This window comes from Paenibacillus mangrovi, assembly GCF_022898935.1.
GTDB lineage: Bacteria > Bacillota > Bacilli > Paenibacillales > Paenibacillaceae > Paenibacillus_AQ > Paenibacillus_AQ mangrovi.
Map to the genome: position 1 here is coordinate 240,726 of NZ_JALIRP010000003.1, position 14,784 is coordinate 255,509.

Here is a 14,784-nt window from a genome sequence, read left to right on the forward strand (position 1 = left end):
TATTCCCTGGTAAATTGATATGCTACTATATATAACAAGCCATGTTTAAACGCTGACAACTCTTTTAAAGGCAGGTAATTTTTCCATGATTCGATATCAGGAACATCTACAAGACATCACCGAAGCATCTTTTGCAGAAGGCTTTTTCGACGGATGGCCAAACCCGCCATCAACCTCTACCTTTGTCCAAATTCTGCATAACGCTACTCATATCATACTGGCCATTGATGAAAGTACCAATCGCGTTGTCGGATTCATCACGGCACTGTCTGATCGAGTGCTCACGGCTTACATCCCTTTGCTGGAGGTCGTCCCGGCCTATCAAAAGCAAGGTATCGGAAAAGAGCTGACCCGACGGATGCTGGATAAGCTGAAGGATATGTATATGGTCGACCTGCTGTGTGATCCGGATCTTCAGGATTTCTACGCAGGGCTGGGCATGAGGAAGGCGCAAGGCATGCTGGTTCGGAACTATAAGCATCAATCCGGCAAAAAGGGGTCATAGATTACGCTCCAATTTTCTTCAGAGGAAAAACAAATAAGAGAATAAGCCGTGACCTCATTTCACCGTCAGAGCAAAATAGATATTCAAGGCCTGAAGCGCAACCTGGAAGTCGATACCGGAGATAAGGCTGATCCGCTGCGCCCATTCTTCATTGCTGTGCAGCTGAACCTCTCTCTCAAGTCCGCTATTCTTGCTGACAAAGCTGGTCCAGCGGTCAAACTCCCAGTGCACCACTTCATCCGGTAAATACAGGCGGTGCTCTACAAGTGGGTGACGGATTAGACGCTGCGAGTGGTCTGCAGAGGCAAGCAGATCCTCCATCGTAATGGGTGTAAGATCAAAAGACTGCGTGCTCATTTTCCCGCCCCGTCTGACATAGCTGAACTCAACATACCGGCCAGATGCGTCCAAGGCAGATTGAATACGCCCACCAGTAATAAAGCCTTCCTGCGCTTCCTCCGTAAACCCTTCATCTTGCCGATCCACCAAAATAGGCTGTATCCACTGATCCCCGAGATCGCAGAAATACCGGCTGCCCGCTTCATCCTCAGCCACAACGGCCACATGGGCCTTGGAAGATCCCAGATCATGCCCAACCGCGTAGGCAGAAATGCCTTCCGCACGGAATTCATCCAGCAGCCAGATCGCGAGATCAAAACAGTTGCCCGTGATGCCGTACTGCTCTTTATGTTCTCTCATCTCGGCAACGCTGCGCTGGCCTTCTTTTCCAGGCTGCAGGCTATACCAGGCCTTGGTTAGCGTCTCCATCGGATAACCGTCAAAACGGTGCCAGACACAGAGTATTTGCTCCGGTGCTTTCATATGTCACCCTCCCCGTCTTTTCCTGATGAATATGTATGCACAAACGTTTGCTACCTGCAATCACATCTGCTCGTCCCGCTTCAGGGCTTCCTCCAGCACAAGTCCGATCAATCGGTGCTCGCTCACCACATGCCTGAATTCCTCCGGTTCCACCCAGATCCGGGATAGGCACTCATGCTCACGGCTGAAAGGCAGCCTCTCGGTAATATCCATCCGGTAAAACAGCTGGTAGCCGATCATCGGATATTTTCCATTCGGATCAAAATGCTCGTCTTCTTCATGACTGACTTCCATTTTTCCAAGGTAAACAGCCGTCCCCTTCACGCTGCCTTCCTCCATTGCCTCCCGGTGAAAAGCCTCCTCCGGTGTCTCTTCAAGCTCCACATGCCCTCCCGGCAGATTGAATCCCCGCCCTTGCACGTGTACGGCTAGCACATGGCCCTGGTATAGGCATATGCCGTGAACGCTGGTCACCAGCGCCGGGTCCGGCTGCTCTCCACCTGCGACCCAGGTGAGCTTGACCTTATGCCTGTTCCACAGTTCCCTTATTGATGGATTCATGCTGATTGCTTCCTTTCATTATTTCGATATATTTAAAGCTCCTACTATCACTTGCTGTCGTCAATTTCCTCCTGCTCCTCTGGCCTCTCCAAAATCCGGATTCTGACGGGCATCTTCGTGTACAGGGTCAATGTAAACTCCACTCTCTGATTCGCTGCCAGCTTCTCAGATACATCAGATTGGCTTATTTTGAGGCGCTTCAGCTTCTCTTCTGTCGTTAAAATATGAACAATTTTATTTCCCTTGTTGATCACTCGTCCTTCAGAGCTAACCTGTTTCTTGGTAAACAAATCTGCGCCAATAAAAACAGCTGACGTAACGAAAGCCAGTCCAAGAACCAGGAACATGACCCCCAAAACGGGGTTACCATGCATTTGGATCTCCAGCAGGAGCTGAAGACAGCAAAAACCGATCAAAAACAAGGTCGTGGCAAACCACTGAGTCAAGTTCTTATAAGGGTGTAAATCCATCCAAATTCCTCCTTGAACGTACCGACCTTTAATGCTGGATAAAGGGAAAATATCCCCTATGTATATGTATGCGTCAGGCTCCCAAACCTGCTTTTTCGATGGACCAGCTGATTTTGAAAAAAATAGCCCTGTGGCTTGCTTCCACAAACCACTCGGCGAATCCTGCCTAATTCTGTATTTTGGTGTAGAAGATTACACCGGCGGGAATCGAGAAAAGCCCTTCAACTCGCAGTTAAGGAGTCAAAGGGCTGTTGTATTGCTGTATTTTTTCTGTGAACGGGTTGGTCCCAATCCTTATTTACCGGTAATGCGCTGGTACGTTGCCTCGTCCGAAACGACATAGAGGCGGGCATCCGCGGGAATAGGGTCATTCAACCTGCGGTTAATGGACATATCGCTGCGGTCGGCCAGCAAGGTCGCTCCCTGGCGAAGCAAATCCTGAAAAGCATCCCCATAGGTGCGCCATTCCTGGCTGCGAGGAACCTCATAAATATCATTTCCCTGCTCGCGGCGGATCAGCTGGCCGAGGACCGCGGTGTTGCCTTCCTGCAAGGCGGAGCGCACCGCAAGACTCGAGATGGCATCATGGGACAATACGAATTCATTTACCTGCATGAACCGGAAGTTTTGGATATGCTTCTCATGCATAACTTCCACAGTGGTGTGTACCTCTGGAGCCATCCGCTGAATGCTGGAGGCGATCATCAGCGATTTGCCGTCGATCAGCGAGGTATCCTCACTCCGGGTATCCGCAAAAATGATCACCGCTTTGGCTCTCTCAAGACCCGCTTTTCGCAGAGTATCCTCCGCCGAAGGATCTCCGCTGATAAAATGCACCTGAGGCAGCTCCGCCATCGGATGCCGATCGGTCTCGTCGATAATAACGACTTGGGCTTTCTCATCATTCGATAAAATCTCCGTGACGGCGGATTTCGCCTTCTTGGTCCAGTTTATGATAATGAATTGATTCCGGCCATGATAAATCAAGGTTCCTGCCTCCCTCTGTCGCTTAATGCTGCCAATGGATTCTATCACTTTACCAATGACGAAGCTGAGTACTCCAACGCCGAAGACGTACAGGAACAGCGTGAACAGCTTGCCCCAGATGGTTGTGGGGGCGTAATCGCCGTACCCGACGGTCGCCATGGTCGTCATGACCCAGTACAAAGCATTAAACCAGGTGTGAAACGTATTCGGCTCCAGAATGTAAGCGATGGTTGCGCTCCCGGTGACGAAAAAGAAAAGAATAAGAGCAACGGTCGTTTTGCTCATCCGCATCATACGGGTAGTAAACCGGTGAAAAAAATGCAACTGTCTACCCCTTTCTGAAGTGTTGGTTTATACAATCAGGCTGCTGACGGCAAAAGCCGTTCCGATGAATACCATGCACAGCAGAGTGGCTACCGCCACATTGCCTTTTTGCAGCATGTCGGCGATATGAAAGCCCGGTGTAACAAGCTCAAAAAGCCAGTAGGCTGCTACGAGGCATACGTAACCGATGGCAAACCACATCGCCATAAACAAGATGGATGTATTGGTGTAGGCAGCAACCCCGAGAACGATGGCCGTCGCCAGGAACTTCCCTCCTAAAGCGAGTCCTACCGCCACATTTCCTTTTTTCAACTCTTCCATATCCTTAAACGGTGTCATCCAGCTAAAAATCAGCATGCCCAGCAGCTGTAGCACAATGATAACAAGCACACTTACGACCAAATTAATGGCGACGGTCAATTCGCCCACCCCCTAAATTTTGCATAGGCCAGATCATAATCGGCAAAATCATGTATCTCTTCAAGCTTAACAGAAACTTTCTTCTTCTTCTCTAATTCCTTGTATCGCTCATCATCAATCGGCTGCTTGACCCGGTTGCCTGAAGGCAGCTCCAGCACGGCGAAGTTCCGTGTTTTCCCCTTATATTCGGTTTTGTAGACGCCGACCAAATCGACTTCCGTGGTTACGGGAATATTCAGTTCAGTCATATCTTTTTGGGCTTCTTCCTGCGTTTTAAAGGTTTTGATCGTCCTCCACGAAAACAGAGTGACGTTAGTGCGCTGGTCATCACCCGTAAACAATTCCGCATCCATATATTGTAGAGCCCAGATTTTATCACCAGTCGCGTAGTTTTCATCGTTTGGCATCAATTCATTGTCCGGCGAAATCGTCATATCGCTGCCGATCAAATCCCCGACGGTGCTCTCTACGATCTTGTAATCCCACGGTACGCGGGACATACCGTCCATGAATCCCTCTGATGTGAAATCTGTATTGAAATCGGAACCCTCATTGTCGGAGCAAGCATTCAGCAGGAGCATAGCCAACATGGAGAGCACCAGAACAGCGGCAAGCTTAAATCTCGTTCTGGAGGACCGGTGCTTCCCTTCCCGGTTACTTCTCATCTACCTCACTCCTATCGCTATAAAATGACTCGTATTCCCTGTAATCAGTCCGCCAGCTCTGCCAAGCAGTCCGCAAGGCTTGCCGTTAATCATGAACATCCCAGTTAACAGGCGGCGTTCCCCCACAACTGTGGTGATTTCCGGAAGATTTGCTCTCATCTGATAGACGGAAGGAAACAACTCACTCGTGTCAAAGCCGTCCTCGTCCTTGATCTCCAGCTCTCCCTCATTGTCGAACATTTGAACCGAACCACCCTCGCGCCCAAACATAGACTTAGAGACATAACTTCCGGAAAAGACCGGCTTATTATATGTCGGCAAAATATATTTTTCGATCACTTCACGTTCTTCATCATTATATAAAAGCCCCAGTTCATAGAGTCCCCAAGCCGCTGCTATCAATCCCTTGGACTGCAGCAGGATGCTGTGCGGCGTATTGAACAGCGCAAGCTTTCCAGTCTCGATCGCATAGGCAAGCGCATCTCCCCCATCATCCACGGCCATCCATTCCTTCGGGTACAAGGCAAACATGCGCTTGATTTCACGCCCACTACCATCCTTGACAATCCCGTGGTCGATCGTAAGGTCGAGGCAATCCACGCACTGGATATGAAGCCCGCTGTGCTTCACCAGCGCATTAATCGTCCCGGAATCCTCCAGATGCTCGCCGTACGCGATGCATGCCGCTGTATCCGGCTGTTCCACGCTCCAGGCTGCCGCCACAAGCTCTTTCATCTGAACATTGGGCGAATGAACGCCAGCCTCCCGGCACATCCAAGGCGTAACGATCGATGCTTCCACATAACCTGTAGGCGTATCCGCATTCAGTTCGTACAGCTTGATGCTTCCATAATGCGAGACAGCGTAATCAAACCGCGCATAGCGGCTGATCAGGTTCTCCTCAGGCAGAGGACAGATGTCCAGCATATCCCACAAAATTTCCGGAATACCGATCAGATCATACAGATGCCGGTTGCCATGCACATATCGTACGGTCCGGTCCAGAATCCGCCACAGACGTGCAGACGCGTCTTCCAGCTCCCGGTAGGTGTCTTGGCTCATCACGACCAATTGATCGAGCCAATATTCCTCATCCTCAATATTCGCCCAGGTGAAGCCGAGCTGCCTGAGCTGCTCTACACGTTCCCTGCGGTCCTGTCCACTTGGCTCCAATACCTCAAATACACTGCCGGTCATCCGCCGAACCCACCGCTTCGTGAGCTTGATTTCGAGCTGGATTTGCCGGACGAGCTGAAACCGCTGGATTTACCGCCGATACCGCCGGAGCCTGACGATGTTCCGCGCCGTGTGATCGATCCCGTTGATCGGGAAGTTTTAGGTGTGACCGTGGAGCCTACAACCGATTTGTTCTGGAATGTGCTGCTGGAATACGAACGCGGCTTGTAGGTCTGCGATGTCCCGCTATAATATGTACGTCTGTTGTCATAATACGTGCTTGGATGATAGCTCGATCCGTTGTTAAATAAGAAATGATACAGCAGCAGATCATCCCAGCCGAACCCGGAATGACTCACCCCGTAGTTGTTGATTGTCGTCGTTCCTCCGCTTCCAGTGCTGCCCATGGTTCCGCTCTGCCCTTCAGCTTCCTTCTCGGTCTCTTCGGGAAGGGGTATGTTCCAATCGGTATTTTTATCGAAATACGCCTTTACTTCATCGTTCGACCATGAGACCAGCTTCGGCTCATCTGCCGTTCCGGTTGTAGCGCCTGCAGCGGTCGCACTAGGCAATAAGAAAGCGTTCGCGAGAAGCGCTATGCCCAGCGATGTGGACAAGACGCGCACCGGTTTGCCTTCTGGCGTAAACAGCTTGGAGACCGCTTTTTCCTTATCCTGTGGCTGTTGTTCGTTCGTCATGATTCGTTCCTCCCTTCAATGCACGCCCCCAGCTACTCCGTACGGATCCGGACCAGCAGGAGCTCCAGTTTGCCCTCATCCACATTCAATCTTCCTTCAATGGCCTCATATTCCTGACCGCCAACGACAAGATAATTCACATGCTCCAGCGCAGCGATCATATTCATGCTCCAATAGCGCTCTTCAATACGCCGCAGCTCGCCGCTTGGCATTTTTTCCGTTAAAATCACGCTCATATCGTTGCCCATCCTGAATACCCCCTGTATTAAATTCATGCATATGTCATCTTGATACGTATAAATGAAGCGGTTCGTTCCATCATGAATCCACACAAAACGAATAATTGTGGAAGTACGCATCTATCAGAATAAAACCTTCCAATCCGAAACGCAATGAAAACTGGGAACCAACATTAATCTTAACTTTTTTCACGATGTACCTCAGCAACCTTTTTTTGGGTAAAACGTTTAATATATGAAACTGACGAGTGCATTTGCACAATGACTCCAATAAATATCTCACGAAAAGAGGTAGATGATGTTGAATAAAGCCAAACGGATCCGTGCTGGAGCAGTATCCGCCCTCGCCGCAGCCATTCTATGCGGAAGCAGCTCCATCCCTATTACGCATGCTGATTCCCCAGCCGTTTCGTACGGTTCATTCAGCGGTCAGCGCATCAATGCCCCCCTGATTAAACCGCAATGGACCGCAGCCGTCGATCCCAATTCGAATGCAACCGTGTCGGATAACGGACTGGTCCTCTCCTTTTCAGGAAAAAAACTGGTCGCGCTGAATCTGGCTACCGGCAAACCTTCGTTTACGTACGGCAGCAACCTGAAGCCGTCTGTACAGTACGTGAACGGTACCGCTTATGGTATCTCGGAGGATGGCCGCGTATATGCCGTGAACGTAAAGACGGGGAAAGCCATCTGGCAGACAACTGCAGGCATTTCCGATGCAGACGCTCCCGTTGTTATCGGCGATACCGTCTACGTATCCAAGAAAAATGCCCTTATCGCTTTGGAGGCTACCACGGGTAAGCAGCGCTGGAAGGCGGTCAATCAGGCAGAATATGGAGTTAACATCAGCATGGAAGAAGATGGCGTGGTTTTCGTGTCATATCTCGTTTCTGGAGCGTACACGTATTCGCAGCTAGATGCCATCGATAAGAAAACGGGAAAGGAATTATGGAAAGCAAGTTTGTACGAAGCCCCAATCGCGGTCAGGGACGGACTGGTTTATTCCAAAAAGGAACAATCCATGTTCGAAGCGCTCAACAATCCCGAACCCGATACACCAAACCTGACCTTTTCCGTACTTGATGCGAAAACAGGAAAAGAGATGGGGCAGCGCGTATACTCCTGGACACGTTCCAACACACCATCCCACGGTGTGAGTGGTTCCACGCTGCTAAGCGGCAATGACTTCTATTTGACTACCGAAAATGCGATACAGAAGTATGATTTCAGTCATTATGAAAAGGACGGCAAGCCGCTTCAGAAGTGGGCTATACCGTATAACTCCGGAAGGCTGATCGGATCGGTGCACGCCGGCAGAATTTATTTTAGTCATTATGACACGAAAACCCTTACAGGCATGAAGCTGGCAGATGGCCAGGAAGTCAGCTGGGGCCCAGACAACCCGCCCGTCCAGACTGACATTTACGGCAACGGCGTCTATATCGGACAAAGCGACGGTGTATTCCACGGCTATAACCTGCAAACGACAGCTCCGGCGTTTACTGTGAATACAGGATCACGCAATTACGGACCAACCCTCCGCTCCGGGAATACGCTTATCATCCAGGCTAAGGATACCGGTAAGCTGATTGCCGTTCCAGTGCCGAAGGCGCTGCAATAAGTAACAAATTCATGGCCGTTTTTTATCAAACGCGAAAAGAGGTCCAAGATAAAATGCTGAAATTAATCCGTACCGGAACCATTGCCGCCATGGCAGTTGCAGTCTTCATAAGCGGAGGCATTGTACCTGCCGCGTACGCTGCAGCTCCTGTTGTTTCATTCAGCTTTCCTGCATCAGAGCCGATAAAAGCTCCTTTGCAAAAGCCGTTGTGGACGGCCTCCTATGACAAAAATGCCAACAACGTCGTAACGGACGACGGTATACTTTTCACCTTTTCAGGGGGCAAGCTGATTGCCTTGGATGTTAACACCGGCAAAAAGCTTTTTACATACGGCAATAAGCTCCGGCCGGGCGCTGCGTATCTAAAAGGAGTTGTTTATGGAGTTACTGAGTCCGGACAAGTATATGCCGTCAATGTCAAAACAGGTAAAGGCCTGTGGCAGACCAGCGCAGGAGTGAGCAATGATATAACTCCTTCCATCTTCAGCGATACGCTATATGTGACGAAGGACAATGCCATCATCGCCCTGGAGGCATCTACGGGGAAACAGCGGTGGAAATCTATTGAAGAGAACTCCGACTTCTCGGGAGGCGTTGCTAGGGAATCGGACGGCATTGTTTATGCAATCTACATGGTACAGGGAGCTCTCACTACTGTTCAGTTAGATGCAATCGATAAGAAGACTGGTAAAAAGCTTTGGGAACATATCAGACAAAATGCACCATTAGCCGTACAAAATGGACTTGTTTATTCTGTAGTTGATGAGTATCCTTTTGACGATGCTGATCCGAAACGGGAGCTGAACATCAGTGTAATCGACGCCAAGACGGGCACGATAAAAGAAAAACAAACGTATAGCTGGAAACTAGTCAGCACTCCTCCTTATTCAAGAGACAGCGCCGGTTCCGTTATTCTTGACGGTAAAGATCTCTACTTGGCCACAGACAGTGCAGTGTTGAAATATGATATCGCAGCATACGAAAAAGATGGAAAGCCGCTGCAAAAATGGACAAAATACAGCGCCGGCAGTTCGCTGATCGGTTCGATGCAGGCTGGGAGAATCTTTTTTGCCAATCATTCCACAGGTCGAATAACAGGTATGAAGCTTGTAGGCGGACAGAGCATAAGCTTCCTAACCGATAACCAGCCCGTTCAGACTGACATCTACGGCAACGGCGTCTATATCGGACAAAGCGACGGTGTATTCCACGGCTACAACCTGCAAACGACAGCTCCGGCGTTTACTGTGAATACAGGATCACGGAATTATGGACAGACCTTGCGCTCCGGGAATACGCTGATCATTCAGGCCAGGGATACCGGCAAGCTGATTGCCGTTCCGGTGCCAAAGGCGCTGCTGTGAGCTGTACGTGCCGGGATAGAAGCAAAGAGACAGAAGGCGGAAAAGCCTCTGTCTCTTTGTTTGAACAGCCCTCAAATACCAATATGTATCGATCCGGGCGGTGTTGTTAATTGCTCATTAAAAATATTAATTGAATGAAATTTTTGATTTATTAATCGATCTGATATTTGCCTCATTACACCTTCGTCGCGAAGTTCTTTGCCATCGAGATTCATAAGTTCAGACAGCGGTATCCACTTACTGTCTATAATCTCTTCCTCTTCGATCTGTAATGAACCTCCGATAATTTCACCAATAAAATGAAATAAAATCACTTGATAATTGGCGCTGCTGATAAAGTTGTAAATACCTGTTGTGCCGGTAAGTTTCACCTCATACCCTGTTTCTTCCTTCACTTCTCTGTAGGCAGCATCTAGTATGTCTTCTGTATGTTCGATACGTCCGGATGGAAAGTTCCATTTATGTATCGCTGATGGCTTATTTTCTTTTATAATCAAAACTTCGTTGTCTTGGATGATGGATACGCTAACAACTAATACAATTCCATTCTGAGTCATTTTTTCTCCTTAAGTGTTATTTTTTTATACGGATTACAATAATAAAGAGTTTGTCATTGAAGATATTGATGGAAGATGGATCGCATTTGGGATCAAAATTGGGTGAATGAAAAAAAACCAAATATTCAGCGGGCTTTCCCTCTAAAGTTGGCCGTACTAAGGCCGTGATGTCACGGCCTTTTTTGTTTTTGGATGCCGCCGACTGCAAGTGAAAGCAGAATAACCACCAGTCCCACCGCTGCATTCCATGTCAATTCATCTCCCAAAACAGACACGCCAAGAATGATGCCGATGGGAGGCACCAGATAATTGTTAAAGGAAGCGAATGTCGCGCCTGCACGTTGGATCAATACGTTGTAAAGCATATATACAATGCCTGCATGGAAACTGCCCAGGATGACGACGGCAAGGATTTGTTGTCGCGTCAAAACCACATGAAATGGGTCTTCGAGCAAAAGGGCAAGCGGCACAAGGATAACAGAAGCGGCAAAAAGCACATTCCGCATAGCCAAAATGGGGGCAATCGGAGGCAGCCGCTTAATTAGAATGAGTGAACCCGCAAAACTGACGGAGGCTCCGAGCAGCGCCAGATCCCCGGCCATGCTGCCGCCATGGAGAGAAGAACCAAGATCAGGTACAAACAGGATCCCGATGCCGACCATTCCGATGATGGCGCTGAGCCACTGGGCTCCTGAAATGGTTTCTCCGGGAACAAACAGCTTGACGAACAAGATCGTGAAGATCGGAATCGTTCCCATTAAAATAGATGCCATGCTGCTGCTAACCGTTTGCTGTCCCCATCCGATGAGAATGAAAGGAACAACGGCCTCGAGTAGGCCAATCCATAGGAAGCTTCGCCAGGGCGGTTTGGTTTCGGAGTGCTGCGTTCTTTTTCCCGAAAAGACATGAAGCAGCGCGAGCGTTGCTGCCCCAATCAATGCTTTGGCTGCCGCTAAGGTAACCGGAGGGATGGAGCCGATCACAAGATTGACAAGAAAAAACTGCGATCCCCAAATCAGGCTGATGCCGATTAGAAGCAGATAGGAGTTCTTTTTCATACTCTCTCCCTCCTCTTCGGCTGGTTGTAGACTTGCGGAGCGGCAGCGGCCAGGCATATGCCGGCCCCGGTTGCCCTTATGGAGATTTCCACGTTGAAATAAAAAGGGGGGAGGCCTGGTTTCATAACTTCTATTCCTTCTACCCTGCATGCAAAGCGATTTATTAAGGTCCTTGCCTTGATTGTAAGGGGGCGGGATCCGTTCCACAATACAATAAAACGGCATCTGTACCGATACAGATGCAATCATTACGCGCAAAGAGGACCGCTGAATCTTCAGCAGTCCTCTTCTCTGTTATGCCTCCGCTTGCGGCAGTGCTGTCTTTTTCAAATATGCTCTCCAGGTGATGCACCACTTGGCGGGATCGTCGAAACTGGAGTCATTAATGCGGTGCACGGTGCTGCGTGTCGGCGCGTTTTTCACCGTCTCCGGCTCGTTGTAGGCTTCCTTGGAAATTTGCACGAGCGCTTGAATGTACTCGTCAAGATCTTCCTTCGAGTAAGATTCCGTCGGCTCCAGCGTAAACGGCTGCGGCACCACGTATGGATGATGGCTGGTCCAGTAATGCAGCCCGAAATCGCACATCCGGCGCGTAACATCCTCGGTCGTCACTCCGGTGTCCTCGGTCATCTTCTGCCAGCTGTAACGAACCTGCTCCAGCCGGTTGCCCTTAATGTAAGGTGCGGATGCGCCGGGAATTTGCAGAATTTTATGATAAAGATAATTGTTGTTCAGCACAGCCACCTGGGCTACGTTCAATAGCCCCTCCGCTCCCAGACTGCGAATCCAGGCATACGCCCGGAGTACGGTCTGAGCTACGCCGTGGAAACTGCGCACCTTGCCGATGCTCAGATCTCCCGGTTCCTGAAGCTCGTAGTGCTCGCGCTCGCCGCTGCGACTTACAACAGGTCCCGGTAGGAACGGAGCGAGCGCTTCGGTGACCCCTAGCGCCCCCGTTGCCGGTCCCCCGCACATATGCGGCGCCGCAAAGGTCTTATGAAGGTTGAAGAAGCACATGTCGAATCCGGCTTCCTTTGCGCGGGTAATACCGAGCAGCCCGTTAGCATTCGCCTGATCGTAGTAGCAGATGCCACCTGCGGCATGCACGATATCGGTGAACTCGCGGATGCGTGGATTGAAAATGCCGGTATCCTCCGGGTTCGCGACCACAAAGCCTGCCGTACGGTCGGAAACTGCACGCTTCAGCTGCTCGATATCGGGAAAACCGTCTGCGTCAGGCATTACTGTGATGATTTTATAGCCTTTCACGACAGCCGTTGCTGCCTGCGATGGATGGGAAAACATCGTCGTGATGATCTCATTCCGCTGCTCTCCCTCGCCTCTGGACTCGTGGTAAGCCCGGACGATGGAAGCCATCGTGAGTAGAGCCTGCGTGCCGCTGCTGGGCTGGAAGGAGAAGCGGTCCAAGCCGGAAATCTCCCGCATCGCCAGATCAAGACGGTAGTACACTTCTAGAATGCCCTGTACGTCATCCTCATGCTGCAGCGGGTGAAGCTCCATGAGCTTCGTCGTGCGGATCATCATTTCATTGACGCGAGGGATGTATTTCATGGTACAGGTGCCTTGACCGATCTCCACGTTGAAGTCCGACCCCATTGTCTCCTGGGACAGCCGCAGGTAATGACGCAGCACCTTGGCCTGGCCGATTTCCGGCAGAGCCGGAGGTTCCGTGCGCTTCATGCTGTCCGGAATGACCGATACGCCGTCTCCGACAGCCGCCACAATCGCAGACTCCGCCTGCGGAGCCTCTACGCCACGTTCTCCGGGCTTATGCAGCTCAAAAATAACCGGCTCATCCCATTTGGCCTGATGAAAATTCCGTACCTTCTGCTCTCTGATGATCCGTTTCATCAGCTATTCACTCCCTTCATTACCCGGCTGCACACACGTCCGAGCGCTTCCGCCAGCAGTTCGATATCCTCCTGTGCATGGACCTCGGTAACGCAGAGCAGCATGCTCTGGCCAAGCTCTGGGAAGTCTGACGATAAGTCCCGTCCGCCTTGAATGCCTTCTGCGCGAAGCTGTTTCAGAATCTCTTCGACCGTGAGACCGGTCTCCGTAAAGTCTGCTACAAACTCCTTGAAAAAAGGAGATTGCAGCCGGATCGAGACGCCCTCAATTTGGCCAAGCAGCTTCGCCGCATATTGGGATTTCTGCATGATCGTCTGTCCGAGCTCCTGCATGCCGTGCGGACCGAGCAGCGCAAGATAGACCCCGGCCGTAATGCCCCACAGCGCTGTTTGGGTGCCTACGGATTCTTTTCCTTTTTCACGGTCATGAAATGAAGTCCGTTCATACGCGACATCGCCGAAGCCGTACTCGCCTTCCACGATCGTAGGGGCGATCCCGAACAGGCGCGAAGGATACTCCATAACGTATTTCTCCTCGTCGCGCGTCGCGATAAAACCAGCCTGACCGCCGCCGTAATTCATGTGCATTCCGAGTGGCTGCAGATCGCCGCAAATGATATCCGCACCGTATTGGCTAGGCGGCTTCAGCACGCCCAAGGAAATCGGGTCCACACCTACCACGCAAACCGCACCTGCTTCATGAGCGATGTCGGCGATTTGCTGCCCACAAGGCTCAATCGTACCGAGGAAGGAAGGATTTTCAAAGTACACCGCCGCCGTGTCGTCGGTGATTTTATTCCGCAGATCCTGAGGGTCAAGCTCACCTGTTTCCGTATGGAAATCCACCAGTTCAAAGGTCAAATCCGGCGTAATATAGTTGGCAATAATCTTCAGCTTATCCTTGTCGATCGTTCCCGCCAGCAGCACTTTCGAGCGCCCGGTCATCCGTGCCGCCATTCGCAGCGAGGTAGATGTGGCTTGCGCCCAATCGAAGGTCGGCACGTTCACGACATCCATGTCGACCAGCTCCGCCACAAGGCTCTGGTACTCAAACAAAGCCTGGAAACGGCCGTGATCCTCATAAGGTTCGCCTGCATAGGCGGTCGCGAACTCGGAACGCTGGTTGATCTCGTCGCATACGGCCGGAATGAAATGCGGCCAGCAGCCCGCACCGAGAAAGCTGACGACCTCCTGCGTGCTGTGGTTCCGGCTCAGCAGCCGATCCACATGCCGTCTCAGCTCCAGCTCGGATAAGGCCGGAGGTAAATCCATCTGCTCTTTCAGCTTCAGCTCATCCGGAATGATCCGATACAAATCCTCAATCGACTCCACTCCGATCTCGTTCAGCATTTGTCGCTGTACTTCCGGGATCATATTCGGTATATAGGGATGCATTGCCGCTCGTTTCGGCTGTGCCATATTATCATCTCTCCTTATCAAGCCATT

Annotated in this window: 16 protein-coding genes; 3 read left to right on the plus strand and 13 right to left on the minus strand. The window is 50.7% G+C overall.

Features of this window, described 5'->3' with window-relative positions; translation table 11 throughout:
- Positions 1-85 precede the first annotated feature (85 nt).
- Positions 86-505 (plus strand): GNAT family N-acetyltransferase, encoded by a 420-nt coding sequence (locus MUG84_RS09325; protein WP_244724175.1) that lies wholly within the window; start codon positions 86-88, stop codon positions 503-505.
- A 54-nt stretch (positions 506-559) separates the two neighbouring features.
- Here the strand turns inward: MUG84_RS09325 and MUG84_RS09330 are convergent, their stop codons facing one another.
- The 9 genes from MUG84_RS09330 to MUG84_RS09370 all read right to left on the minus strand — a co-directional run bounded on the left by MUG84_RS09330 (position 560) and on the right by MUG84_RS09370 (position 6,876).
- Positions 560-1,327 (minus strand): hypothetical protein, encoded by a 768-nt coding sequence (locus MUG84_RS09330; protein WP_244724177.1) that lies wholly within the window; start codon positions 1,325-1,327, stop codon positions 560-562.
- A 60-nt stretch (positions 1,328-1,387) separates the two neighbouring features.
- Entirely contained in the window at positions 1,388-1,888 is a 501-nt protein-coding gene (locus tag MUG84_RS09335; RefSeq protein ID WP_244724179.1) for an NUDIX domain-containing protein, read from the minus strand.
- A 47-nt stretch (positions 1,889-1,935) separates the two neighbouring features.
- Positions 1,936-2,358 (minus strand): hypothetical protein, encoded by a 423-nt coding sequence (locus MUG84_RS09340; RefSeq protein ID WP_244724182.1) that lies wholly within the window; start codon positions 2,356-2,358, stop codon positions 1,936-1,938.
- A gap of 294 nt (positions 2,359-2,652) precedes the next feature.
- Positions 2,653-3,669, minus strand: a complete 1,017-nt coding sequence (locus MUG84_RS09345; RefSeq protein WP_244724185.1) for a potassium channel family protein — start codon at positions 3,667-3,669, stop codon at positions 2,653-2,655.
- A gap of 27 nt (positions 3,670-3,696) precedes the next feature.
- Positions 3,697-4,089 (minus strand): DUF350 domain-containing protein, encoded by a 393-nt coding sequence (locus MUG84_RS09350; protein ID WP_244724188.1) that lies wholly within the window; start codon positions 4,087-4,089, stop codon positions 3,697-3,699.
- Positions 4,086-4,754 carry a hypothetical protein gene (locus tag MUG84_RS09355; RefSeq protein ID WP_244724192.1) on the minus strand — a complete coding sequence of 223 codons (669 nt, stop codon included), beginning with the start codon at positions 4,752-4,754 and terminating at the stop codon, positions 4,086-4,088. Before MUG84_RS09355 ends, MUG84_RS09350 begins: the two co-directional genes overlap by 4 nt.
- Positions 4,755-5,951 (minus strand): glutathionylspermidine synthase family protein, encoded by a 1,197-nt coding sequence (locus MUG84_RS09360; protein WP_244724195.1) that lies wholly within the window; start codon positions 5,949-5,951, stop codon positions 4,755-4,757.
- Positions 5,948-6,628 (minus strand): hypothetical protein, encoded by a 681-nt coding sequence (locus MUG84_RS09365; protein WP_244724198.1) that lies wholly within the window; start codon positions 6,626-6,628, stop codon positions 5,948-5,950. The genes MUG84_RS09360 and MUG84_RS09365 overlap by 4 nt, the downstream gene beginning before the upstream one ends.
- Before the next feature lie 32 nt (positions 6,629-6,660).
- On the minus strand, positions 6,661-6,876 hold the full coding sequence (locus MUG84_RS09370) for a hypothetical protein (protein WP_244724201.1): 216 nt from the start codon (positions 6,874-6,876) through the stop codon (positions 6,661-6,663).
- Between the two features lie 286 nt (positions 6,877-7,162).
- Between MUG84_RS09370 and MUG84_RS09375 the strand changes: the two genes are divergently transcribed.
- Together MUG84_RS09375 and MUG84_RS09380 are read left to right on the plus strand one after the other, a co-directional pair.
- Positions 7,163-8,488 carry an outer membrane protein assembly factor BamB family protein gene (locus MUG84_RS09375; RefSeq protein ID WP_244724204.1) on the plus strand — a complete coding sequence of 442 codons (1,326 nt, stop codon included), beginning with the start codon at positions 7,163-7,165 and terminating at the stop codon, positions 8,486-8,488.
- A 53-nt stretch (positions 8,489-8,541) separates the two neighbouring features.
- Positions 8,542-9,852 (plus strand): outer membrane protein assembly factor BamB family protein, encoded by a 1,311-nt coding sequence (locus MUG84_RS09380; protein ID WP_244724207.1) that lies wholly within the window; start codon positions 8,542-8,544, stop codon positions 9,850-9,852.
- A gap of 71 nt (positions 9,853-9,923) precedes the next feature.
- On the opposite strand, the gene MUG84_RS09385 is transcribed toward MUG84_RS09380, so the two are convergent.
- The 4 genes from MUG84_RS09385 to gcvPA all read right to left on the minus strand — a co-directional run bounded on the left by MUG84_RS09385 (position 9,924) and on the right by gcvPA (position 14,757).
- Entirely contained in the window at positions 9,924-10,409 is a 486-nt protein-coding gene (locus tag MUG84_RS09385; protein WP_244724210.1) for an NUDIX hydrolase, read from the minus strand.
- 170 nt (positions 10,410-10,579) lie between these two features.
- Positions 10,580-11,467 carry a DMT family transporter gene (locus MUG84_RS09390; RefSeq protein ID WP_244724213.1) on the minus strand — a complete coding sequence of 296 codons (888 nt, stop codon included), beginning with the start codon at positions 11,465-11,467 and terminating at the stop codon, positions 10,580-10,582.
- 294 nt (positions 11,468-11,761) lie between these two features.
- Positions 11,762-13,339, minus strand: coding sequence for an aminomethyl-transferring glycine dehydrogenase subunit GcvPB (gene gcvPB / locus MUG84_RS09395; RefSeq protein WP_244724216.1), 1,578 nt, complete (start codon positions 13,337-13,339; stop codon positions 11,762-11,764).
- Positions 13,339-14,757 carry an aminomethyl-transferring glycine dehydrogenase subunit GcvPA gene (gene gcvPA / locus MUG84_RS09400; protein WP_244724219.1) on the minus strand — a complete coding sequence of 473 codons (1,419 nt, stop codon included), beginning with the start codon at positions 14,755-14,757 and terminating at the stop codon, positions 13,339-13,341. The genes gcvPB and gcvPA overlap by 1 nt, the downstream gene beginning before the upstream one ends.
- Positions 14,758-14,784 lie beyond the last annotated feature (27 nt).